Annotated in this window: 24 protein-coding genes; 4 read left to right on the top strand and 20 right to left on the bottom strand. The window is 66.2% G+C overall.

The window, feature by feature from the left end; genetic code table 11:
- Positions 1-45: 45 nt before the first annotated feature.
- Positions 46-213 (bottom strand): hypothetical protein, encoded by a 168-nt coding sequence (locus ACSQ3N_RS19175; protein WP_436147151.1) that lies wholly within the window; start codon positions 211-213, stop codon positions 46-48.
- On the opposite strand from ACSQ3N_RS19175, the gene ACSQ3N_RS19170 reads away from it, so the two are divergent.
- Both ACSQ3N_RS19170 and ACSQ3N_RS19165 read left to right on the top strand, forming a co-directional pair.
- Positions 212-529 (top strand): ankyrin repeat domain-containing protein, encoded by a 318-nt coding sequence (locus tag ACSQ3N_RS19170; RefSeq protein ID WP_436147150.1) that lies wholly within the window; start codon positions 212-214, stop codon positions 527-529. The two genes, ACSQ3N_RS19175 and ACSQ3N_RS19170, sit on opposite strands and share 2 nt — an antisense overlap.
- Positions 530-690: 161 nt before the next feature.
- Positions 691-1,764, top strand: coding sequence for a purine-nucleoside phosphorylase (locus tag ACSQ3N_RS19165; RefSeq protein WP_056170733.1), 1,074 nt, complete (start codon positions 691-693; stop codon positions 1,762-1,764).
- A 122-nt stretch (positions 1,765-1,886) separates the two neighbouring features.
- Here the strand turns inward: ACSQ3N_RS19165 and ACSQ3N_RS19160 are convergent, their stop codons facing one another.
- The 7 genes from ACSQ3N_RS19160 to cyoA form a co-directional block, all read right to left on the bottom strand.
- Positions 1,887-2,549, bottom strand: coding sequence for a response regulator transcription factor (locus ACSQ3N_RS19160; RefSeq protein WP_235507422.1), 663 nt, complete (start codon positions 2,547-2,549; stop codon positions 1,887-1,889).
- A gap of 146 nt (positions 2,550-2,695) precedes the next feature.
- Positions 2,696-4,048, bottom strand: coding sequence for an ATP-binding protein (locus tag ACSQ3N_RS19155; protein ID WP_056170174.1), 1,353 nt, complete (start codon positions 4,046-4,048; stop codon positions 2,696-2,698).
- A gap of 12 nt (positions 4,049-4,060) precedes the next feature.
- Positions 4,061-4,942, bottom strand: coding sequence for an SURF1 family protein (locus ACSQ3N_RS19150; protein WP_304439423.1), 882 nt, complete (start codon positions 4,940-4,942; stop codon positions 4,061-4,063).
- Positions 4,939-5,385 (bottom strand): cytochrome o ubiquinol oxidase subunit IV, encoded by a 447-nt coding sequence (gene cyoD, locus ACSQ3N_RS19145; protein ID WP_056170170.1) that lies wholly within the window; start codon positions 5,383-5,385, stop codon positions 4,939-4,941. Before cyoD ends, ACSQ3N_RS19150 begins: the two co-directional genes overlap by 4 nt.
- Positions 5,386-6,030 carry a cytochrome o ubiquinol oxidase subunit III gene (gene cyoC / locus ACSQ3N_RS19140; RefSeq protein ID WP_056170167.1) on the bottom strand — a complete coding sequence of 215 codons (645 nt, stop codon included), beginning with the start codon at positions 6,028-6,030 and terminating at the stop codon, positions 5,386-5,388. It abuts the gene before it with no gap.
- Positions 6,023-8,032 carry a cytochrome o ubiquinol oxidase subunit I gene (gene cyoB / locus ACSQ3N_RS19135; protein WP_436147149.1) on the bottom strand — a complete coding sequence of 670 codons (2,010 nt, stop codon included), beginning with the start codon at positions 8,030-8,032 and terminating at the stop codon, positions 6,023-6,025. The genes cyoC and cyoB overlap by 8 nt, the downstream gene beginning before the upstream one ends.
- Before the next feature lie 24 nt (positions 8,033-8,056).
- Positions 8,057-9,121, bottom strand: coding sequence for a ubiquinol oxidase subunit II (gene cyoA / locus ACSQ3N_RS19130; protein WP_436147148.1), 1,065 nt, complete (start codon positions 9,119-9,121; stop codon positions 8,057-8,059).
- A gap of 250 nt (positions 9,122-9,371) precedes the next feature.
- Here cyoA and ACSQ3N_RS19125 point away from each other — a divergent pair, with 250 nt between their 5' ends.
- Complete coding sequence (locus ACSQ3N_RS19125) at positions 9,372-10,712, top strand: MFS transporter (RefSeq protein ID WP_056418988.1); 1,341 nt, start codon at positions 9,372-9,374, stop codon at positions 10,710-10,712.
- 251 nt (positions 10,713-10,963) lie between these two features.
- Here ACSQ3N_RS19125 and tolA read toward each other — a convergent pair whose 3' ends face one another.
- From tolA to ACSQ3N_RS19065, 12 genes are all read right to left on the bottom strand, one after another.
- Positions 10,964-11,944, bottom strand: a complete 981-nt coding sequence (gene tolA / locus ACSQ3N_RS19120) for a cell envelope integrity protein TolA (protein WP_436147147.1) — start codon at positions 11,942-11,944, stop codon at positions 10,964-10,966.
- A gap of 34 nt (positions 11,945-11,978) precedes the next feature.
- A complete protein-coding gene (locus tag ACSQ3N_RS19115) occupies positions 11,979-12,407 on the bottom strand; it encodes an ExbD/TolR family protein (RefSeq protein ID WP_056170151.1) in 429 nt (142 codons plus the stop codon).
- 4 nt (positions 12,408-12,411) lie between these two features.
- Positions 12,412-13,128, bottom strand: coding sequence for a protein TolQ (gene tolQ, locus ACSQ3N_RS19110; RefSeq protein ID WP_056170148.1), 717 nt, complete (start codon positions 13,126-13,128; stop codon positions 12,412-12,414).
- Entirely contained in the window at positions 13,125-13,544 is a 420-nt protein-coding gene (ybgC, locus tag ACSQ3N_RS19105; RefSeq protein WP_056170144.1) for a tol-pal system-associated acyl-CoA thioesterase, read from the bottom strand. The genes tolQ and ybgC overlap by 4 nt, the downstream gene beginning before the upstream one ends.
- Positions 13,545-13,572: 28 nt before the next feature.
- Positions 13,573-14,769: a pyridoxal phosphate-dependent aminotransferase gene (locus ACSQ3N_RS19100; RefSeq protein ID WP_436147146.1), complete on the bottom strand. Its 1,197-nt coding sequence runs from the start codon at positions 14,767-14,769 to the stop codon at positions 13,573-13,575.
- A 146-nt stretch (positions 14,770-14,915) separates the two neighbouring features.
- Positions 14,916-15,503 (bottom strand): transcription antitermination factor NusB, encoded by a 588-nt coding sequence (gene nusB, locus ACSQ3N_RS19095; RefSeq protein ID WP_436147145.1) that lies wholly within the window; start codon positions 15,501-15,503, stop codon positions 14,916-14,918.
- Positions 15,500-15,964, bottom strand: a complete 465-nt coding sequence (gene ribH, locus ACSQ3N_RS19090; protein ID WP_436147144.1) for a 6,7-dimethyl-8-ribityllumazine synthase — start codon at positions 15,962-15,964, stop codon at positions 15,500-15,502. Before ribH ends, nusB begins: the two co-directional genes overlap by 4 nt.
- A gap of 15 nt (positions 15,965-15,979) precedes the next feature.
- The gene (ribBA, locus tag ACSQ3N_RS19085; protein ID WP_436147143.1) at positions 15,980-17,101 is read right to left on the bottom strand and encodes a bifunctional 3,4-dihydroxy-2-butanone-4-phosphate synthase/GTP cyclohydrolase II; all 1,122 of its coding nucleotides are present in this window, start codon (positions 17,099-17,101) and stop codon (positions 15,980-15,982) included.
- A 146-nt stretch (positions 17,102-17,247) separates the two neighbouring features.
- Positions 17,248-18,993 (bottom strand): DUF2235 domain-containing protein, encoded by a 1,746-nt coding sequence (locus ACSQ3N_RS19080; RefSeq protein ID WP_436147142.1) that lies wholly within the window; start codon positions 18,991-18,993, stop codon positions 17,248-17,250.
- A 124-nt stretch (positions 18,994-19,117) separates the two neighbouring features.
- On the bottom strand, positions 19,118-19,411 hold the full coding sequence (locus tag ACSQ3N_RS19075) for a 2Fe-2S iron-sulfur cluster-binding protein (RefSeq protein WP_056170130.1): 294 nt from the start codon (positions 19,409-19,411) through the stop codon (positions 19,118-19,120).
- A 76-nt stretch (positions 19,412-19,487) separates the two neighbouring features.
- Entirely contained in the window at positions 19,488-20,123 is a 636-nt protein-coding gene (locus ACSQ3N_RS19070) for a DUF938 domain-containing protein (protein ID WP_436147141.1), read from the bottom strand.
- Between the two features lie 539 nt (positions 20,124-20,662).
- Entirely contained in the window at positions 20,663-20,944 is a 282-nt protein-coding gene (locus tag ACSQ3N_RS19065) for a DUF427 domain-containing protein (protein ID WP_056170125.1), read from the bottom strand.
- A gap of 348 nt (positions 20,945-21,292) precedes the next feature.
- Here ACSQ3N_RS19065 and ACSQ3N_RS19060 point away from each other — a divergent pair, with 348 nt between their 5' ends.
- Positions 21,293-22,201, top strand: coding sequence for an SDR family NAD(P)-dependent oxidoreductase (locus ACSQ3N_RS19060; protein ID WP_056170122.1), 909 nt, complete (start codon positions 21,293-21,295; stop codon positions 22,199-22,201).
- The last annotated feature ends 41 nt before the right edge of the window (positions 22,202-22,242 follow it).

The following is a 22,242-nucleotide window of genomic DNA, read 5'->3' as shown; positions in this document are numbered from 1 at the left end:
GTGGATAATGCACTTGAATTAATTCATGTGCATTAGGGCTTGCCCTCAATGGATTGCCAGCACACCCCCGTTCACCCGGTACGCTTCACCATGGGCCACCTGAACCACAACGACCACGACGACGACGCCTGGTTTGAGCGCGAACGCCTGCACCGCGCCGCCGCCGAAGGCAACCGCGACGAAATGCGCCGCCTGCTGGCCGCGGACGGCCATGCGCTGCACACCTTCGACGACCTGGGCCGCACCCCGCTACTACGCGGTGGAGGGCGACCACTACCGCGCGGCAGAGTGGCTGATCCAGCAGGGCGCAGTCGTCAATGCCAACGACGAGCCCACGATTGGCGAGACCCCGCTGTGCCTGGCGGTGCGGCGCGGATACCCCGAGATGGTGGAACTGCTGCTCGCCCATGGTGCCGACCCCGACATCACGGGTTGGATGGGCCACACCGCCCGCATGCGTGCAGAGCGCCGCCAGGACGAAGACGGCAAGGCGATTGCAGCCCTGCTCCAGCGCTACCGGCCCCGCTGATCCGACACGTCACCAGCACGGCAGCAGTACTGCAACGCCATCGCATCGCGGCGCACAATGGCGCATTTCTTGCGCTGCCGGTGGCCTGCTTGCTGGTTGCCATGCATGTGCACGCCAAACCCGGCGCGGCAACGCTCTCTCTTCTTGCCAAGGTGTCTTCGATGCGCTCCTTCTCCCTTTTCTCGCTCTCCTCCTGCCTCTCTTTCCAACCCACGCGCTGGCTGCTGCCGGTGCTGGCCGCCACCACCCTGGCAGGCTGCGCAAGCGCGCCCCCGTCAGCAACCACCGGCGCCCATGCGGAGGACGCGCCCATCCGCGTCAAAGTCTTCGTCGCCGCCATGTTCGAGATCGGCAAGAACACCGGCGACCGCGCGGGCGAGTTCCAGCACTGGTACGAGCGGTACTGGAAAGACGCCACCCCCATCACCGTGCCCGGCGCCCTGCGCCCCGTGTACTGCAACACCGATGGTGTCTGCGGTGCCGTGCTGGGCATGGGCAAGGTCAACTCGTCATCGTCCATGCAGGCCATCCTGCTGAACCCGAAGTTCGACTTCGCGCAGTCGTACTACGTGATCTCCGGCGTGGCCGGCACGCCGCCGCAGCGCGGCACCATCGCCGATGTGAGCTGGGGCACCTGGCTGGTGGACTACGACCTGGGCCACCGCTGGGCGCCTGAAGAGAACACCCCCGGCGCCCCCACCTTCATGCCGCGCAAGGGCTACGAGGAATACCGCCGCATTCAAATGAACCCACTGCTGGTGGACTGGGCCATGAACCTCACGGTGGACATGCCCCTCAAGGACTCGGACAGCGCCCGCACCTACCGCCTGCGCTACCCCGACACAGCGGCCCGCCGCAGCCCCGCAGTGACCAGTGGCACCCACATGACTGGCGACACGTTCTTCCACGGCCCCGGCATGTCCCGCCAGGCCCAATACATCGCGAAGCTTTACGGCGCCGATGACTATGTCATCACCGAAATGGAAGCTGCCGCCATCTCTCTGGTGGTCAAGCGCACCCACGGCACCGACCGCCTGATGAGCCTGCGCGGCGCGGTCAATTTTGACCAGGGCAACCCGAATGAGACCACGCTGCAGCACCTGGACCCGGCGCCGGGTGAGACGGCAGGGGGCTTTGCCGAGACGGTGGAGAACGTGGCGCTGGTGGGCACGCGGGTGGTGGACCACATCGTGCGGAACTGGGGGCAGTGGCAGGGTGGGGTGCCTGCGCGGTAGGGTCCGTGCCGCCTGTTCTCAACCCACTTGGAAGGACGGGCGATGACCACGAAGTCGCCTTCGATCACTGCTCCGGCGCCGCGACAGACTGGTCCGGACCGGGGAACTTGTAGGCGTCTTGCTCAGCTCACTTGCTGTTTCTCAAGCTTCCGCGCCAACGTCCTGCGGTGCATCCCCAGCCTCCGTGCCGTTTCCGAGATATTGAACCCCGTCTCCGCCAGCACCTCGTGAATGCGTTCCCACTCCAGCGTCTTGAGCGAGCTGGACCGGTTGGTCACGTCCACCTCGGTGTCGCCTGCCTTCAAGCCGAAGGCGGCCTCGATGTCGTCGGTGTTCGATGGCTTGGCCAGATAGTGGCAGGCGCCCAGCTTCACGGCTTCCACGGCGGTGGCGATGCTGGCAAAGCCGGTCAGCACGACGATGAGCATGCCTTCGCTGGCGGCATGCAGCTTCTGTACGCAGGCCAGGCCCGAGGCATCGCCCTTGAGTTTCAGGTCCACCACGGCGTAGCCCGGCGTGTGCTGGGTCAGCACGGCCTCGACCTCGGGCAGGCTGGCGGCCTGCAGGACGCGGTAACCACGCCGCTCGAAGGAGCGGGCCAGCGTGCGCGCAAAGGCCTCGTCGTCTTCCACGATCAGCAGCAGGGGCTTTTCGGTGACTGGCGCCTTGGTGCCCGCGTCCGCGCCGGAGTCAGCCGCGGGTTGGGACGCGGCTGCGCCGTTGCCGGTAGCGAGGTTGACGGTGTTGTCGGTGCTGATGGAGTTGCTGCTTTTGCTGGGTTGCATGGCGGGTCCGGGTGGTTCGTCCTCTCTCTCTATTTCTCTCTTTGTCTGTCTGGGCTGTCTCCGTCGCTGCATTGCGCTCGGCTGGCTGCAGCCGCTTGGCAGGCATTGTCGCCCTGGGGCCTCGACGCTGCGGGGCGCCGCACCGCTCAGCCCGCGGGCCGGTGCGCCTTGGGCAGCACGATGGCCGCCAGGGGCAGGCGGATGCTCACTTGCGCGCCGCCCGCCGCCGCCCGGTTGCGGGCCGACACGCTGCCGCCCAGGGTGCGCGCCACGTTCATCACCAGGTACAGGCCGAGTCCGCTGCCCGGCCGCTGCTTGGTGGACTGGTAGGGCTCGCCCAGGTGGTCCAGCATGCCGGGCGCAAAGCCGGGGCCTGCGTCGTTGACGGTGATGCACAGCGCTGGCGCTTCCGCTGCGTCGTCGCGAGTGATGAGCAGTTCCACCCACTGGGGCGAGGCGTCCCGAGCATTGTCCAGCACATTGAAAACCATCTGCTTCAACGTGGTGTCCGACACCATGGGCGTGTCGTCGCCGAAGTCGTTGTGGTACGAGAACGCCGGGATGGAGCGCGTGGTGCGCCATTCCTCGGCCAGCGCGTCCACGAACTTGCACACGGTGGTCTGCTCCGAATGCTCGCCGCGAGCCTCGCCAGCGGACAGCAGGATGCCGCTCACGATGCCCTTGCAGCGCTGCACTTGGGTGCGCATCTCGTCGATGTCTTCGCGCAGTACCGGGTCGGCCATCAGCTCTGCATCGTGCTGCCAGTCGCCCAGGATCACGGCGAGCGTGGACAGGGGCGTGCCCAGCTCGTGGGCTGCGCCCGAGGCCAGCAGGCCCATGCGCACGATGTGTTCTTCTTCCACCCGGCGGCGGCGCGCGGCGGCCAGGCGGGCGTCGCGCTCGCGCAGGTTCAGGTTGATGCGGGTGATGAACACCACGACCAGGATGGCGTTGAGCACGAAGCACACCAGCAGCCCGATGACGTACAGGCTGGACAGGCCCTGGTGCAGGTCCTGCGGCAGCTCCAGCGGCAGGTGGTAGGTGGCCAGCGCTCCAAAGCACACGGCCGTGATGGCCACCATGGTCCAGATGTAGGCGCCGCGCAGCAGGATGGCGCCCAGGGCGATCTGCAGCAGGTACAAGAAGACGAAAGGGTTGCTGGTGCCGCCGCTCAGGTACAGCTGGGTGGTGAGCACGGCCACGTCCACCAGCAGCGCGAGGAACACCTCCACATTGCGCACCTGCACGCCCATGCGCAGCCGCAGCAGGCTGACCACGTTGAACACGGCCAGGCAGGCCACCACCAGCAGCATCGGCACCAGCGGAATGCTCAGCCGCAGGCTGTGGTGCGCCACCTCGATGGTGAAGATCTGGCCGATGACAGCCATCCAGCGCAGCTGAATGAGCTGCTGCAGGTTCTTGATGCCGGCGGCGGCATCGGCAGCGCGCGGGCTGCTGCGCAGAAGTTCACCGCTTTTGGCGATGCGTTGCAGGGGCATGGTGGGCGGAGTCTACCGGCCTGTGCCGCCCAGGCCTGCGTTGGCAGCGCCGCCGCCGTTCAGGCCTGCACGGCGCTCGTAGCGCACCACCAGCCAGGCCGCGCCCACGACCATCATGGCCAGGCCGTACCAGGTGATGGCGTAGACCAGGTGGCTGTTCGGAAAGCGGATGGTGGTCATGCCTGCGCGGGGCCATGGGGTGCTGGCGGTTGCAGCGGCGCCTGCCACCTCGACGGCCTCGGCGGTCAGCGCTCGTGTGCCGGCGGTGGGCAGGCCGGCGTCGATGAAAAAGGGTGCCGCGTGGCCCAGCTGCAGTGCCTGCGCGATGGCCGCCACATCGCGGGAGAACCAACGTTGCTGCGCAGGGTCGTTGCTGCGCAGGAAGCCGCCCTTGGGTTCCGTCATGCGGATCAGGCCCTGCACGGTGACGGGGGAGGGCGGTGCAGAAGGGGTTGTGGTCGACGTCGCGGGGTCGGACGGAGGCCACGCGGCGCGCTGCTCTTGCGGTATGAAGCCGCGGTTGACCAGCACCGCCGTGCCGTCGTCCTGCTGCAAGGCGCTGACGACCCAGAAGCCCGACCCCAGGGCCGTCACGGCCTGGGTGAGCACGGTCTTGCCCGGCAGCCAGTGTCCGCGGACGGTGACCGGAAGGTACTCATGGCGCGCAGCGTCGATGCCGGGCCATTCGCTTGCCGAGGGCAGGGGGACCGGGGCCGCGTGGACGCGCTGGTCCACGCGCTCGATGAGATCGAGCTTCCATACCCGCCGCTGTACCTGCCACGTCCCCAGGGCCACAAAGCCCAGGAACAGCGCGATGCCGACCACCAGCAGCACGGCCCGGCGCAGCGCGCGGTGCGCGGCGGGGCGTGCCACGAAGGACGGCGCAGTGGTCAAGGCGTGTTGTGCCCGGTCGCCTCGTGCTTGGGCGGCGTGGGCGTGGGGTGGTCGGGCATCATGTTGCTGTTCATGTGGAACATGACCCACAAGGTGCCGCTGATCGCGATGGCGACGAACACCACAGTGAAGATGGTGGACAGCAGCGTCCAGCCGCCTTCGACCTTGCCGTTCATGTGCAGGAAGTACACCATGTGCACCAGGATCTGCACCACCGCGAAGGCGCCCAGCACCAGCACGGCGGTGTTGCGGTCGGCGATCACCTTGGCCATCACCAGCCAGAACGGAATGGCGGTGAGGATGACCGACAGCACGAAGCCGATCGCGTATTCGCGCAGGCTGCTGTGGGGGCCCACATCGCCATGGTGGTCGTCATGGCCGTGGCCATGATCACCGTGCGCATGGTGTGCAGGTGCTGGTGCGTGTGTGTGTTGTGCGCTCATTTACAGCACTCCCATCAGGTACACAAAGGTGAAGACGCCGATCCAGACCACGTCCAGGAAGTGCCAGAACATCGACAGGCACATCAGGCGGCGCTTGTTCTCGTGGATCAGGCCATGCTTGCCGATCTGGATCATCAGCACCACCAGCCAGATCAGGCCGAAGGTCACGTGCAGGCCGTGGGTGCCCACCAGCGTGAAGAAGGCGGACAGGAAGGCGCTGCGCTGGGGCGTGGCGCCCTGGTGGATCAGGTGGTAGAACTCATACAGCTCCAGGCCCAGAAAGCACAGGCCGAAGAAGCCGGTCACGGCCAGCCACAGCAGCGTGCCCTTCACGTCACCCACCTGCTTGCGCAGCATGGCAAAGCCGAAGGTGATGGACGACAGCAGCAGGAAGGCCGTGTTGATGGCCACCAGCGTCAGGTCGAACAGCTGCGCGCCCGTGGGGCCCGCCGCATAGCTGCGGCCCAGCACGCCGTAGGTGGCGAACAGAGCGGCGAAGATGAGACAGTCGCTCATCAGGTAGAGCCAGAAGCCCAGGGCCGTGCCGTTTTCGGGGTGCGGCTCGTGCGCGGGGTGGTACTGGCGCAGCGGGAGCGCTGCGGTCGCGGCGCCTGCTGCGCCGGGGGTGGTACGGATATCAGACATGGCTGGCGCGCAGTTGTTGGGTGCGAAGGTTTTCCGTCTCCGTCACTTGAGAGGCGGGGATGTAGAAGTCGCGCTTGTAGTTGAACGTGTGGATGATGGCGACCAGGATCACGGCGGCAAACGACGCACCGGCCAGCAGCCACATGTGCCAGATCAGCGCAAAGCCCAGCACCAGCGACAGTGCCGATATCACCGCACCCGAGCTGGTGTTGGCTGGCATGTGGATGGGCGCGTAGCCGCTCAAAGGACGCTGGTAGCCGTGCTTCTTCATGTCCCACCACGCATCGATTTCATGCACCACAGGCGTGAAGGCGAAGTTGTAGTCGGGCGGTGGCGACGACGTGGCCCACTCGAGCGTGCGGGCATCCCACGGGTCGCCGGTCACGTCGCGCAGTTCGTCGCGCTTGAGGTAGCTCACCACGATCTGCATCAGGAAGCAGCCGATGCCGGCAGCGATCATCGCGGCGCCGATGGCGGCCACCACGAAGTAGGGCTGCAGCGAGGCGTCTTCGAAGTGGTTGGCACGGCGCGTGACGCCCATCAGGCCCAGCACGTACAGCGGGCCGAAGGCCACCCAGAAGCCCACCACCCACAGCCAGAAGGAGCGCACGCCCCAGGTGCGGTCGAGCTTGTAGCCAAACGCCTTGGGATACCAGTAGTTGATGCCGGCGAACAGGCCGAACAGCACGCCGCCAATGATCACATTGTGGAAGTGGGCGATCAGGAACAGGCTGTTGTGCAGCACGAAGTCGGCCGGTGGCACGGCCAGCAGCACGCCGGTCATGCCGCCGATGGCGAACGTCACCATGAAGGCCACGGTCCACATCATGGGCAGCTCGAAGCGGATGCGGCCCTTGTACATGGTGAACAGCCAGTTGAAGATCTTCGCGCCCGTCGGGATCGAGATGATCATGGTCGTGATGCCGAAGAAGGTGTTCACGCTCGCGCCCGAGCCCATGGTGAAGAAGTGGTGCAGCCACACCAGGTACGACAGGATGGTGATCACGACCGTGGCGTACACCATGGAGGTGTAGCCGAACAGGCGCTTTTTGCAGAACGTGGCGACCACTTCGGAGAAGATGCCGAAGCAGGGCAGGATCAGGATGTAGACCTCGGGGTGGCCCCAGATCCAGATCAGGTTCACGTAGAGCATGGGGTTGCCGCCCAGGTCGTTCGTGAAGAAGTTGGTGCCCGCATAGCGGTCGAGCGACATCAGCACCAGGGCTGCCGTCAGCACGGGGAACGACGCCACGATCAGCGCGTTGGTGCACAGGGCCGTCCAGGTGAAGACGGGCATGCGCATCAGGTTCATGCCGGGCGCACGCATCTTGATGATGGTGACGATCAGGTTGATGCCCGACAGCGTCGTGCCCACCCCCGCGATCTGCAGCGCCCAGATGTAGTAGTCAAGCCCCACCCCCGGGTTCTGCGCCCCCAGGTTGGACAGAGCCAGCCAGCCGGCGGTGGAGAACTCGCCCAGGAACAGCGACACCATCACCAGCACGGCGCCGGCGGTGGTCATCCAGAAGCTGAAATTGTTGAGGAACGGGAACGACACGTCGCGCGCGCCGATCTGCAGCGGCACGAGGTAGTTCATCAGGCCGGTGACCAGCGGCATCGCCACGAAGAAGATCATGATCACGCCGTGGGCCGTGAAGATCTGGTCGTAGTGGTGCGGCGGCAGGTAGCCCAGGTTGTCGCCGAAGGCCATGGCCTGCTGCAGGCGCATCATCACCGCGTCGGCAAAGCCGCGCAGCAGCATGACAAGGCCGAGGATCATGTACATGATCCCGATGCGCTTGTGGTCGATGCTGCAGATCCAGTCGCGCCAGAGCGGGCCCCAGAGCCTGAACTTGGTGACGCCGGCCAGCACGACCAGGCCACCGAGCACGGTGGCGATGAAGGTCCACAGCACGATGGGCTCGTGCGCCATGGGGACCGAGTCCCAGGTGATTCGGCCCAGGGCCCAGTGCGGTTCGGTTACAACGGGTGAGGTGGACATGTTCGTCGGTCTCTTATGCGCGGATCATTGGCGGGAGAGGGTGCGGTCGTAGACCGCGGCGTGGCGCGCTTCGAGGGCGGCCACCACCTGGGCGGCGTTGCCCACGGTGCAGACGTCCTGGGGCAGGTTCAGGCCCTGGGCCTTCATGAAGGCCTCGCCACCGCGCTCGTCGATGGACATCATGTGGTGCATGCACATCTTGCCGTCCTCGACGCAGCGGTTCAGCACCTTGTCGTACAGGCCGTCTTCCACGCTGGCGAAGCGCTGCACTGGGTCGCGCTCGCTGGGCTTGACCAGGTCCAGGTAGGTCTGGCGCGTGAGCGGCTTGCCTTCGGACTTGTTCTTGGCAACCCACTGGTCGAAGTCGCCCTGGCTCAGGCCATGGAACTTGAACGTCATGCCCGAGAAGCCCGAACCGCTGTAGTGCGAGGACATGCCCTTGTACACGCCGGGCTGGTTGATCACGGCGTTCAGCTCGGTCTGCATGCCAGGCATCGCGTAGATCATGCCCGCCAGATCAGGCACGTAGAACGCGTTCATCGTGGACGTGGCGGTGAGCTTGAAGAGGATGGGGCGGTCCACCGGCGCTGCCAGTTCGTTCACCGTGGCAATGCCCAGTTCAGGGTAGAAGAACAGCCACTTCCAGTCCATGGCCACCACCTGCACCTCCAGCGGCGTCGATTGCGCATCAAGCGGCTTGGACGACGAGATGCGGTCCAGCGGACGGTAGGGGTCGAGCTTGTGCGTGCCGATCCAGGTCAGCGCGCCCAGGGCGATGATGATGATCAGCGGCACCGTCCAGATGACCAGCTCCAGCGTGGTGGAATGGTGCCAGTCGGGGTCGTAGTCGTCTTCGGTGTTGGCGGCATTGTTGTGCCGGTACTTCCAGGCGAACCACAGGGTCAGCGCAATGACCGGCACGATGATGATCAGCATCAGCAGCGTGGCCTGGATGACCATGTGGCCTTGCTGCGCGGCAATGTCACCGGCAGGGTTGAGGACGACCGCCTTGCTGCAGCCGGCCAGGCTGCCCACGGCAGCCAGCGCGGCGAGCCAGACAGGCACGCGGGTCAGAGGGGTTTTGGGCATGGGATGAGCGCAATCGGGGCGTTTGTTTAAGGGTAAACGCGGATAACGGAGTGCCGTCGAATGTAATAGCTCTAGCTTTTTTGTACATTGGACATTTTGTCCAAGGTCAAAAAATTTTGCCCCAACCTGGTGCAAAAGCAGATGGTTACGGCTTTGTCCTGCATCCGTCATAGTGAAACCGCACTTGTCGGCAGCCGAACTTGGGTGTAGAACAAGGCTGTCTTATTCACACAACGAAGGAGCCCTGTTCATGAGCAGCCCCGCCACTGCCACTTTCCCTGCGGCCGGCTTTGAAGAAAGCGCCGCCTCTCTCTCGCGGGCTGATACGCATGAGGACGTCACCCCCAGCGAAATCGCTGTGGGCGTGATCATCGGACGCTCGTCCGAGTATTTCGACTTCTTCGTTTTCGGGATCGCCTGCGTCCTCGTCTTCCCGTCGTTCCTGTTCCCCTTCCTGTCGCGCCTGGACGGCACCCTGATGGCGTTTGCGCTGCTGGCGGTGGCCTTCGTGGTCCGCCCGATCGGCACCGCCATCTCGATGGCCATCCAGCGTCGCTGGGGGCGTGGCACCAAGCTCACCATCGCCCTGTTCCTGTTGGGCGTGTGCACCGTCGGCATGGCCTTCTTGCCGGGTTACAAGGATGCCGGCGTGGTGGCCATCGTCGCTCTGCTGATCCTGCGCATCGGTCAGGGCTTGGCGCTGGGCGGTTCGTGGGACGGCCTGCCGTCGCTGCTGGCGATGTCGGCCCCCAAGGACCGCCGCGGCTGGTACGCCATGATCGGCCAGCTGGGCGCACCGCTCGGGTTCGTGCTGGCGGCCGGCCTGTTCACTTACCTGTACAGCAACCTCTCGGTGCAGGAATTCCTGGCCTGGGGCTGGCGCTATCCGTTCTTCGTGGCGTTTGCCATCAACGTCGTGGCATTGTTCGCCCGTCTGCGCCTGGTGGTGGGCCAGTCTTACGCCGAGCTGCTGCAGGAGCGTGAATTGCAACCCGTGCCCGTGAGCCGCGTGATGCGCGACGAGGGCAGCAATGTGCTGCTGGGAGCTTTTGCGGCGCTGGCCAGTTTTGCGCTGTTCCACCTGGTCACCGTGTTTCCGCTGTCGTGGATCACGCTGTACTCGGACCAGCCCGTGACGCAGATCCTGGGTGTGCAGATCGTGGGTGCCTTCCTGGCCGCTGGCGCCATCATGGTGTCGGGCTGGTTGTCGGACCACCTGGGCCGCCGCAAGCTTCTGGGCGGCATGGCGGTGCTGATCGGTGTGTTCAGCTTCATGGCGCCCGTGCTGCTCAACTCGGGCGAAGTGGGCAGCACCATGTTCCTGTTGCTGGGCTTTGTGCTGCTGGGCCTGTCGTACGGCCAGGCTTCGGGCACGGTCACGGCCAACTTCTCGCCGCAGTACCGCTACACGGGCGCTGCGCTGTCGGCCGATCTGGCCTGGATCATCGGCGCCGCGTTCGCGCCTCTGGTGGCCTTGTATCTGTCGTCGCAGTTCGGGCTGCTGGCCCTGACGGTGTACCTGCTGTCGGGTGTGGCCTGCACGCTGGGGGCGCTGAACCTGAACCGCCGGATGGAGCGGCGGGATCGGTAAGCGACCTGTGGGCAGGTGATGCACGACCTGCGCTCTGCCCACCTGATGCACAACAAAAACCCGGTGGCTGCCTGTGCAGCCACCGGGTTTTTTGCTTGGTATGGGGCGTAATGGGTTTGCGTGGATCGACGGTCTGTGACGCCGCCGCAGTCGCTACTGCTGGCGCGTGTGGCACTGTGGCACGCCGATGACAAGGGGTGGTTCGATCAAGCTGCGGGGCTTGATCGAACCCTCGCTCTCAGTTCCAGGTGTCAGTCCTGGGGCCGGAAACCGATCGTGAGGGACGAGGGCACCCTACCGTCCACATCGCGCGGCAGCGTCTCGGTCTTGTCCAGGGCGCGCAGCACGGCGTCGTCCCAGGCCTTGTTGCCACTCGACTGCACGAGCCGCTTGCCCACGATGGTGCCGTCGGGTGACAGGCGCACTTCCACCTCTGCGCGTGGGTTGCCCGACAGCGCATCGGGGTAGACGATGTTGGGTTTGACCTTGGCAGCGACCTTGCCGCCGTAGCTGCCCGACGGGCCTGCGCTGCGCTGTGCGGTACCGGTGGCTGTTTCGCCGCCCGTAGCGCCCGCCATGCCCTGCATGCGGCGCAGGTTGTCTTCGCGCAGCTTGGCCAGCTGCTTGTCTTCCGCATCAGCCTTCCGCTTGGCAGCTTCGTCCGCCTTGCGCTTGTCCTCGGCCAGCTTCTTTTGCTTGTCCTGCTCGGCCTTTTTCTGCTCGGCCAATTGCTTCTCGCGCTGTTCCTTGTCCTTCTCGCGTTCTTTTTCTTTCTGCAGGCGGTCCTTTTTCTCCTGCTCCAGGCGGTCCTTGCGCTCGTCTTCCTTGCGCTCGCGTTCGCGCTTGTCGCGCTCCTGCTGCTGTTCGCGGGCTTTCTTTTCCTGCTCCAGGCGCTTCTTCTCGCGTTCGATGGCGATGTCGGCCTCGCGCGTGTCGGGCGGCTCTATGGCCCGCGGTGGCGGTGGGGCGGGTGGTGGGGGCGCGGGCGGGCGGACTTCCGGGGGCGCAGGGGGGGGTGGAGGAGGCTCCACAGCGCGGGGCGCAGCCTGCACGGGCACGGCGGCCCAGAGTTCGGCTTCCACTGCGGGCTGGTCTGCGGTGTTCTTCCAGTTCACGCCCCAGGTGAGGGCGCCGATCAGCGCCGCATGCACGAGCACCGCCAGCGTGATGGCGCGCAGCCGCGCGGGCGGGCGCGGCGGGGCAAACTGGTCGCGGTCGTTGTGGGCTTGCATGGGCGTAGGTGAGAGCGTCTGGCGCGGGTTCGGTTCAACCGCCCTGCTTGACGGACAGGCCCACGCGTTGCACGCCGGCCTTCTGCAGGGCGTCCATCGCTTTCACCACGTTTTCGTACTGCACGCCCTTGTCGGCGCTGATGACCACCGCACTGGCGCTGTCGGCGCCCTGGGCCTTTTGCCAGCGGCTGGCGGCGTCGCCGATTTCGCGCTGGCTCAGGCTGCGCGTGGCTTCGGGGGTCTTGAACTGGAGCGATCCGTCCTTGTTCACGATCACCTGGGCTACCACCTTGGGCATGTTCTTGCCCTTGCCGACGCTGGGCACGTCGACCACACCGGGCGTGAGCATGGGCGCCGTCACCATGAAGATGATGAGCAGCACCAGCATCACGTCGATGAAGGGCACCATGTTGATCTCGTTGATGGTGCGGCGGCCCCGGCCGCGGGATGCCATGGCGGGCATGGTGTCAGTGCCCCGAGGCCGTGTGGCCGGTGGTGGGCGCTGGCTGGGCGCCCAGGTTGCGCTGCAGGATGTTGGAGAACTCTTCGATGAAGGTTTCCTGGTGCGTGGCCACGCGGTCGATGTCGCGGGCGAAGCGGTTGTAGGCGATCACGGCGGGGATGGCGGCGAACAGGCCGATGGCGGTGGCCACCAGGGCTTCGGCAATGCCGGGCGCCACCGTGGCCAGCGTCACCTGCTCCATGCCGGCAAAGCCGGTGAACGCATGCATGATGCCCCACACCGTGCCGAACAGGCCCACATACGGCGACACGGAGCCGACCGATGCCAGGAAGGAGAGGCTCGATTCGACCACGTCCATCTCGCGCTGGAAGCTCGCGCGCATGGCGCGGCGTGCGCCGTCGAGCAGGGTGCCGGGGTCCACGATGCGGCGCTCGCGCAGCTTTTGGTATTCGCGCATGCCGCTGGCAAAAATGCGTTCCATGGGGCCGGCCTGCTTGGCGTTCTGGGCCGCGCTGGCGTACAGGTCGTTGAGGCTGGTGCCCGACCAGAACTCACGCTCGAAGTCGTCGTTGAGCGTCTTCACGCGCTTCAGGGAAAACAGCTTGCGGAAGATGGCCGCCCAGCTGGCCACCGACACGCCCAGCAGCAGCAGCATGACGAGTTGCACCACCCAGCTGGCGTGGAGCACCAGGGAGATGATGGACATGTTTTGGGAGTTCATGGTGTGAGTTGTTCCAGAAGGGTGCTCGGTATTCTTGCAGGGCGCAGGGTGGCAGCATCCACCCATCCGATGCGGATGGTGCCTTCGGTCAGCAAGGTGGTGCTCGGGTCGGTCATCTGCTCTGGTTTCAGGAGCGCGCGCTGCACTATTGTCAACGATGCCCGGCCTGCGGCCTGTAGGCCGGCGGTAACAATGAGTTCATCGTCCAGCCGTGCGGGGCGGTGGTAGCGCAGCTGCGCATCGGTTACGACAAACATGCCGCCGGTTTGTTCCCGAAGAAGCTGCTGGCCCACGCCCAGCGAGCGCAGCCACTCGGTGCGGGCGCGCTCGAAGAACTTGAGGTAGTTGGCATAGAACACGATGCCGCCTGCATCGGTGTCTTCCCAATAGATGCGGATCGGAAATTCAAACGCCATCGTGGGTCCGCTCGCTGTCTGTCATCGTTCAGCCGAGAAGCTTGCGCAGCCGCTCCACCGACTCCTCGAGCTGCGCCATGGAGTTGGCGGTCGAGAAGCGGATGAAGCGCTCGGGCTCTGCCGTGCCGAAGTCGCGCCCCGGCGTCACCGCGATGTGGGCGCGGCGCATGACCTCGAAGGCGAAGTCCCAGCTGCAGTTCTTGCCCGAGGCGACGCCCAGGCGCTGCGCGGCCTCGGTGCAGTCGGCCCAGGCGTAGAACGCGCCGTCGGGCATCACCGGCACGGCCAGGCCCAGTGACTGCAGTGCCGGGATGAAGAAGTCGCGCCGGGCCTTGAACTCGGCGCGGCGGCGTTCGTACTCGGCAATGCTTTCGGCCTCGAAGCACGCCAGCGCCGCATGCTGCGCCACCGTGCTCGCGCAGATGAACAAGTTTTGCGCCAGGCGTTCGACCACCGGCACCATCGCGTCGGGCACCACCATCCAGCCCAGGCGCCAGCCGGTCATGTTGAAGTACTTGCTGAAGCTGTTGATGCTGATGATGCTGTCGTCGATGGCCAGGGCCGTGTGGCCGAATTCTTCCTCGTACGACAGGCCCAGGTAGATCTCGTCGATGAGCGTGATGCCATCGTTCGCACGCACCACCTCATGGATGCGCCGCAGCTCGCCGGGCGCAATCGACGTGCCCGTGGGGTTCGACGGCGAGGCCAGCAGCACGCCGCGGGTTTTCTCGGTCCACGCGGCGCGCACCTTCTCGGCGGTCAGCTGGTAGCGCTCGGCCGCCGTGGTGGGCAGCAGCACGGCCTTGCCTTCTGCAGCGCTCACGAAGTGGCGGTTGCAGGGGTAGCTCGGGTCGGGCATGAGGATCTCGTCGCCCGACTCGATGAGCGCCAGGCACGCCAGCTGCAGCGCGGCCGACGCACCCGCCGTCACCACGATGCGGCGTGCGGGCACTTGAACGCCGAAGCGGCTCTGGTACCAGCCGCTGATGCGTTCGCGCAGAGCGTCCAGGCCCAGGGCATTCGTGTACTGCGTGGCGCCGCTGTGCACGGCGCGGGCGGCGGCCTCTTGCACCAGCGGTGGTGCGGTGAAGTCCGGTTCGCCGATGTTCAAGAAGATCATCGGCTCGCGCGTGCCCGCCACCTCGCGTGCCAGGGCCTGCGCGGCCTTGGCGACTTCCATCACATAGAACGGTTCGATGCGCTCGGCGCGCGTGGAAAACTTCATGGAAACCTCATGGCAAAAGGTCCGTGGTGCCCATCGGTCCTGGGCAGCGGCGATGCTCCGCCGCCAAAAGAAAGAGCGCCAGGGTGGCGGCCGCCGACAGCGTGCAACGCAGGTGCCGGCAGTGGTGCGCGATGAAGGCCGGGCGCTCAGGCCGCGGGCGTTTCGTCGTCGGTGTGGTTGCCGGTGTCGTCGTCGGCGGCGATGCTGCCCTTGCCCGAAGCCTTGTCGGCGGCCACTTCGACCGCGCGCAGCTTGGGAGCCAGGCCGTTGAGCACGGCGTTCACGTACTTGTGGCCGTCGGTGCCGCCAAATTCCTTGGCCAGCTCGATGCATTCATTGAGCACCACGCGCCACGGCACGTCCAGGCAGTGCTGAAACTCGTACACCCCGATCCACATCACGGCGTGCTCGATGGGCGAGATCTCGGCCATCTTGCGGTCCAGCAGCGGGGTGATCAGTGCGTCCATGTCGGCGGCGTTGGCGATCGAGCCGTGCAGCAGCGCGTCGTAGTGCACCGAGTCGGCCTTGTGAAAGCCCGCCAGGTCGCGCGTGAACGCGTCGATGGCATGGGCGTCGTTGCCGCCCACCAGGTGCTGGTACAGCGCCTGCAGCGCAAATTCGCGGGCGCGGCTGCGGTTGGACTTGGAGGCCGCCTTGCGCGCACCCGTGGTCTTGAGGCCGGTGCGCACCTGCTTGGGCGGGCGGTTGCCGGAGGGGGTGTTGCTTTCGCTCATGACAGTTCGTCCAGCAGGTTGGCCATCTCCACCGCGACACGGGCAGCATCCACGCCCTTGTCGGTCTGGCGGGCGATGGCTTGTTCCATGTTCTCGGTGGTGATGATGGCGTTGGCGATCGGGATCTGGTAGTCGAGTGTCAGGCGCGTGACGCCCGCGCCGGACTCGTTGGCCACCAGCTCGAAGTGGTAGGTCTCGCCGCGGATGATGCAGCCCAGTGCGATCAGCGCGTCGTATTCGTCGGCCTCGGCCATGGCTTGCAGGGCCACGGGCACTTCAAGGGCGCCGGGCACCAGCACGTGCTTGATGTTCTTTTCCTGCACACCCAGCGCCAGCAGCTCGGCGCGGCACGCGGCGGCCAGGTTGTTGGTGATGCTTTCGTTGAAGCGGGCCTGCACGATGCCGATGTGCAGTTTCTTGCCATCGAGCTTGTCCGCCGTTCCTTTTTCTGCGCCAAACATAGTGATCCTGTACTTTTACTCTTTGGGAATGAAACCGGTGATCTCGAGGCCGTAGCCCGCCATGCTGGGCATGCGGCGCGGCTGGCCCATGAGGGCCATGCGGTGCACGCCGCACTCGCGCAGAATTTGTGCGCCCACGCCGTAGGTGCGCAGGTCCATGCGGCCGCGCTCGGGCGCTTGCGCCGCGCGGGCCGTGCCCTCGAACTGGGCGAGCAACTGGTCCGCCGTTTCGCCGCAGTTGAGCAGCACCGCCACGCCCTTGCCCTGCTCGGACAGGTACTGCAGGCTGGTGTCCAGGCTCCACGAATGCATGGAGCGGTTGACCTCCAGCGCGTCCAGCACCGACAGCGGCTCGTGCACACGCACGGGCACCACGTCATCGGCGCCCCACTGGCCCTTGACCAGGGCCAGGTGCAGCTCCTTGCTGGGCTTGTCGCGGAAGGCGTGGGCGGTGAAGGCGCCAAAGGCGGTCTGCAGCACGCGCGTGCCCACTTTTTCGACCAGCGATTCGTTGCGGCTGCGGTATTCGATGAGGTCGGCGATGGTGCCAATCTTGAGGCCGTGTTCTGCTGCAAAGAGCTGCAGGTCCGGCAGGCGCGCCATGGTGCCGTCGTCCTTCATGATCTCGCAGATCACCGATGCGGGGCTGCAGCCGGCCATCACGGCCAGGTCGCAGCCGGCTTCGGTGTGGCCTGCGCGCATGAGCACGCCGCCTTCGACGGCCTGCAGCGGGAAGATGTGGCCGGGCTGCACCAAGTCGGCGGCCACGGCGTTGGGGGCCACGGCGGCCTGCACGGTGCGGGCCCGGTCGGCGGCGGATATGCCGGTGGTCACGCCTTCTGCGGCTTCGATGGAGATGGTGAAGGCCGTGCCCATCTTGGTGCCGTTGCTCGCCACCATGGGCGGCAGGCGCAGGCGCTCGCAGCGCTCGCGGCTCAGGGTCAGGCAGATCAGGCCGCGGCCGAAGCGCGCCATGAAGTTGATGGCTTCAGGAGTCACGTGGTCTGCGGCCAGGACCAGGTCGCCTTCGTTTTCACGGTCTTCTTCATCCACCAGGATGACGATGCGCCCGGCGCGCATCTCGGCCACGATGTCCTCGACGGGCGAGATCGGCACGGGGGTCAGGGGGGAGGTCATGGAAGGCTGGCTTTCGGTGGGCAGCGCGGGTGGCGAGCACCGCACGCTGATCCGGCCACGGCCCGGGTAGGGCCGATTCCAAAGAGCGGGCAGCGCGGCGCCGGGCGCGCGGTGCAGGAGCGCTGTGCGCCCCAAAAGCAGCGATTTTAGTGCACTTGGGGCACGGGCGACGCGGGCGCGCGGCCGCCCTCGCGCCCGGCCAGGGCTCCGGCCACCATCACCCAGCCCAGCAGCAGCAGGGACAGCAGCTTGATGCTGGTGGCCACCGTCAGCATCGTGGGCCAGTCCGGCTGGTGCGGAGATTGCAGATGCAGCGTGATGCAGTTCTCCACGATGTCCGACACCACCAGAAGGCCCATCACCCCGTGCGCATGCCGATAGAGCCAGCCCAGCGCCCGGCCCGGGGGCACAGCCCGCGCCACCAGCCGCCGCAGGGCCCACGCCACGGGGTAGGCCAGCCACAGGGCGTAGCTGGCGAGCAGGGCCCAGTCCCAGGCGATGGCGTGGCGCACGGCATCGGTGTTGCCGCACGTCACGCCCCAGGTGGCATGCCAGTGGGCCGACGCCTGAAAGCCCGACGGCAGGCTCTTCACCCAGCCCGGCGCTGCGCTCAGGTCGCAGGCGGCCCGGCCCGCCAGGGCGGTGATGACGAACAGCACCGCCGTGGCAATGGCCAGCGCTATGCCTACCCAGCGCCAGGGCTTTGTGCGCGGCACGGTCTCTGCGGGCACGGCGCCGTCCACCGGGCGGGCGGTGGGGTCGATGAAGTCGCTGGCCTCGCGTTCGCGCGCGCTCAGGCCCGTCCAGACCCAATAGGGGCAGTCGTACGCCTGGTCGTGCATGGCGGTGAGCGGGTTGCCGGGTTGCAGCCGGCTCTTGTCCACGCGCAGGCCGTGGGCCAGGGCCTCGTCCACCATCCAGGCCAGCGTGAGGTTGGACAGCCCGTCACGCGCGTACGAGCCGCCCACGTCGCTGTGCACACCGCGAAACCAGCGTTGGTCGTAGCTGCGCCAGCGCTGCTCTTCGGCGGTGAAATCGGGATCGTCGTAGCGGCGGGGCGCGTATTTGCTGCGCGATTCGAACAGCGACATGGCATGGCGCACGTGGACGAAGCGTTTGTCCGCGAACCCTTTGGAATTGCTGATCTTGATGCTGCCCACCCCGCCCAGGCCGATGGCCTCCACCGTGTCCCACACTCCCACGAAGTGCACCAGCGGCGTGCGGCCCAGCGAGAAGTTGTCGATCACGTCCTGCGCAAAATCCTTGCGGCTCTTGGTGCCAGTCTGGTTCTTGTGGTCGATGGGCGCAAAGTAGGTGCGCACCAGGGTGTCGATGAGCGGCAGGCCCTCGGTGTGGATCAGGCCGTACATGTTGATCATCCCGCTGACCGCCCGCGCCGTGAACGCGCCGCGCGAGAAGCCGAACAGGTAAATGCGGTCGCCCGGCTTGTAGGTGTTGACCAGGAATCGGTAGGCCTCGGCGATGTTGGGGAACACGCCGTTGCCCAGTGCCAGCCCCGCCAGTTGCCGCAGGCGGTTCTTGGTGCTGGACACGATGCCGTCCGCCGGAAACTCGTTGGCCGTGCCCACACCGGGGTCGTAGTAGACCAGCTGGGTGGGCGCAATGCCTGCGGGGTCCTCGCCCTTGCCCAGCATGCGCAGCAGCTTGACCACATTGGTGTCCTGCTGGTTGCCCAGGATGTTGCCGGTGCCGTCGAACAGCAGCACGAGGTTGCGGCCGGGTTGCTTGGCCCATTGCGCGTCTGCGGCGATGCACTGGGCCAGGATGTCCTCGCGGGTGGGGGCGCGGTCGGCGGCGTTGGGTGCGGTGGCGGCAGGCTCTACCGGTGCTGGCCGTGCTGGCGGCGCTGCCTGCGCGTGTTGGGTGCTCATGGTGTCCTCCCTCTCTTTGCAATGGTTGTGCAGAAGATTCTGGGTGAGGACCGCCCGGCGCAGCAAGCGCGAAAGTGCCATTCGGGCACCGGGTCGGCGCGGGGTCAGGCCCCGCCAGCCGGTATCAGATGCCTGGCGCTTCCAGGCGCACGTCGCTCATCGGGTAGGCCACGCAGGGCAGCACGCAGCCCTCGGCTTTTTCTTCGGCCGTGAGGCCGGGCCACTCGATGGCGTAGCGCACTTCGCCTTCGGCCAGCATGCCGATGCAGGTGCGGCAGGTGCCGTTGCGGCAGGAACTGGGCCAGTCGATGCCGCCTTGCTCCATGGACAACAGCAGGGGTTGCTCGGGCCAGGCGTCGCATTGCAAACCGTCGGGGTCGATCTTGGCGATGAAGAAGGGGGCTGCGGGAGTGGTCATGGGATGGCGCGGTCAGTCAGTGATTCAGTCAATTCGTCAGTGCAGCTTGCGGGTCGGGCAGGCAGGCCGCAGGCGGTCAGGGTGCCGGGGTGGCACGGGCCCACACCAGCAACAGGTTGTTGGCGGGCAGGGCGTGGCGCTGTTGCAGCGCCAGCCCGGCCTCGCCAGCCGTGGCTGCCACGTCCGCCAGGCGCCGAATGCCCCAGGTGCTGTCCTGCGCGCGCAGGCTGGCGTCAAATGCAAGGTTGCCGGCGGCGGTCGGCACATCGTCTTCCAGGTAGGGCCCATAGGTCACGAGCAGCCCGCCCGGTGCCAGTTGGCGCGCCGCGCCCTGCATCAGCCCGGCGCAGCACGCCCACGGGGCGATGTGAAGCATGTTGGCGCAATAGATCAGGTCGAACTCGGCGCCAAAGGCGTCGCCTTCGGCCGGCCAGCGCGGCCGCAGCACGTCGAGCCGCAGCGGCGCCCGCACGTTGGCGGCGCCCGCCTGGGCGGCCCAGCCGGTGATGGAATCGAAGTGGGTGCCTTGCAGGTCGGTCGGCTGCCAGGTCCAGCCGGGCAGGGCGGCCGCAAAGTGCGCCGCATGCTGGCCTGTGCCGCTGGCAATCTCCAGCGCCCGGCCCTCGGCGCCGAGCAGCATGCGCAGGCAGTCCAGGATGGGCGCGCGGTTGCGTTCGGCGGCGGGGCTGTTCTGAAGGGCTGATGGGGACATTTTTGGGGGCTGTCGCTTGTGGGGCGGGCGCAAGGCGCTATCAATAAAGGAGTGGAGCGGTAGGCGGGCGACTGCAGCCGGTTTGCCAATGGCGGCATGCCTGTTGCCTTGTTTTTAAGCAATGCAAGGATAGTCCTTGCAAATCAATGACTTATGTCTGTCATACAAGCGTTGTGCAGACTTATCCACATGATTGTCCAGTGCTGGGAGGGATAACCGGGGCTTTTTGTACCCGCCGCGCTAGGTCGCTGTGGCGGTCCCGCGGGCTGCGGATGATTGCCTTCTTTTTAATCAACGCAGGGATAGTCTTTTAAAATCAATGGCTTAGGTGCGCCATACAAAGCTTGTTCAGAGTTATGCACAGGATTGTCCAGTGCTGGCAGGGATAACCGAAGGACGCTTTGCGTTGGTTGCCTAAAAATTGTGCAGTGCAGTGTGTTCCGTTATGAATCAAGCACTTGAGCTTGTCATACAAGGCTTGTCCACATTTATCCACACGATTGTCCAGTGCCTGCAGGGATAACCCGGAGGGCCAGTGGTCAGGCCTCGACCTTCACGCCTTTCCAGAACGCCACGCGCCCGCGGATCTCGTCGGCTTCGGGCTTGGGGTCGGCGTAGAACCAGGCGGCGTCGGTGTTCATCTCGCCGTCGACCAGCAGCGACAGGTAGCTGGCCTGGCCCTTCCAGTGGCAGGTGGTCTTGTGGTTGCTGAAGGTGAAGAACTCGCGCTTGAGCGCGGCTTCAGGAAAGTAGTGGTTGCCTTCGACCACCACGGTGTCGTCGCTTTCGGCGATGGTGACGCCGTTCCAGGTTGCTTTCATGGGGTTCCTTGGGTCAAATGCGCTCGCAGCGCTCAACTGGCAAGCGGTGGAAGCTATGAAAAGAAGAGCATTTCGCCATGCTGCGGGTCCGTGCTGAATGCGGTGTGTGCGCGGAAGTGCCGGCGCCGCTGGGTTGTCGGCCCGGCGCGGGCATCGGCACGATACCTGATTGGGGCGGACTGTTGTGCGTGTTTTTGTGAAAGGCGCGCTCCGGCATCGCAGTCGCGTGCGCAACCATCGCCCACCCGCATCTGACTTACAGTCCCACGCGCAGCGCCTGTCGCCCTATCCGGGGCGCGGGCCTTCTTTCCTTTCTTCATCATCCAGACACCACAGGAGACCCATTCCATGGCTATCGACTTCAACGGCCGCGTGGCCATCGTGACCGGCGCCGGCGGCGGCCTGGGCCGCCAGCATGCGCTGGCCCTGGCAGCGCGCGGCGCCAAGGTTCTGGTCAACGACCTGGGCGGTGCGGTGGACGGCAGCGGTGCCACCGTGTCGGCCGCGCAGGCCGTGGTGGACGAGATCCGCGCGGCGGGCGGCGAGGCCCTGGCCAACGGTGCGTCCGTCACCGACTTCGCCGCGGTCGAAGCCATGGTGCAGCAGGCCATCGACGCCTGGGGCCGGGTGGACATCCTGGTCAACAACGCCGGCATCCTGCGCGACAAGTCGTTTTCCAAGATGGACATGGCCGACTTCCGACTGGTGGTCGATGTGCACCTGATGGGCGCCGCCCACTGCTGCAAGGCCGTGTGGCCGCACATGGTGGCGCAGCAATACGGCCGCATCGTCATGACCACATCGTCCACCGGCCTGTACGGCAACTTCGGCCAGGCCAACTACGGCGCGGCCAAGCTGGCCCAGGTGGGGCTGATGCAGACCCTGGCCATTGAAGGCGCCAAGTACAACATCCGTGTCAACGCCCTGGCCCCCACGGCGGCCACGCGCATGACCGAAGGGCTGATGCCGCAAGAGGTGCTCGACGCCCTCAAGCCCGAGGCCGTGGTGCCCGCCATGCTGGTGCTGGCCCACGACAGCGCGCCCACCCGCACCATCCTGTGCGCCGGTGCGGGCACTTTCGAGGCGGCCCACATCACCCTGACCCAGGGCATCCATGTCGGCATCGGCGCCGACGTGCCCGAGCAGCTGGCGGCCCGCCTGGCCGAGGTGACGGAGCGCGCGGGCGAGCAGGTACCACAAAGCGGTGCGGCGCAGGGAACCAACGAAGTAGGAAAGGCCTTGGCCGCAAGGGCTTGAGGTTTGTCCGGGCACGCCAGCCTGCTCCGTGCTAAGTTCCG

Source organism: Acidovorax sp. LjRoot194 (assembly GCF_964253015.1).
Taxonomy (GTDB): domain Bacteria; phylum Pseudomonadota; class Gammaproteobacteria; order Burkholderiales; family Burkholderiaceae_C; genus Acidovorax.
The sequence above is the reverse complement of the archived record's forward strand: the minus strand, read 5'-3'. Positions and strand labels throughout refer to the sequence as shown.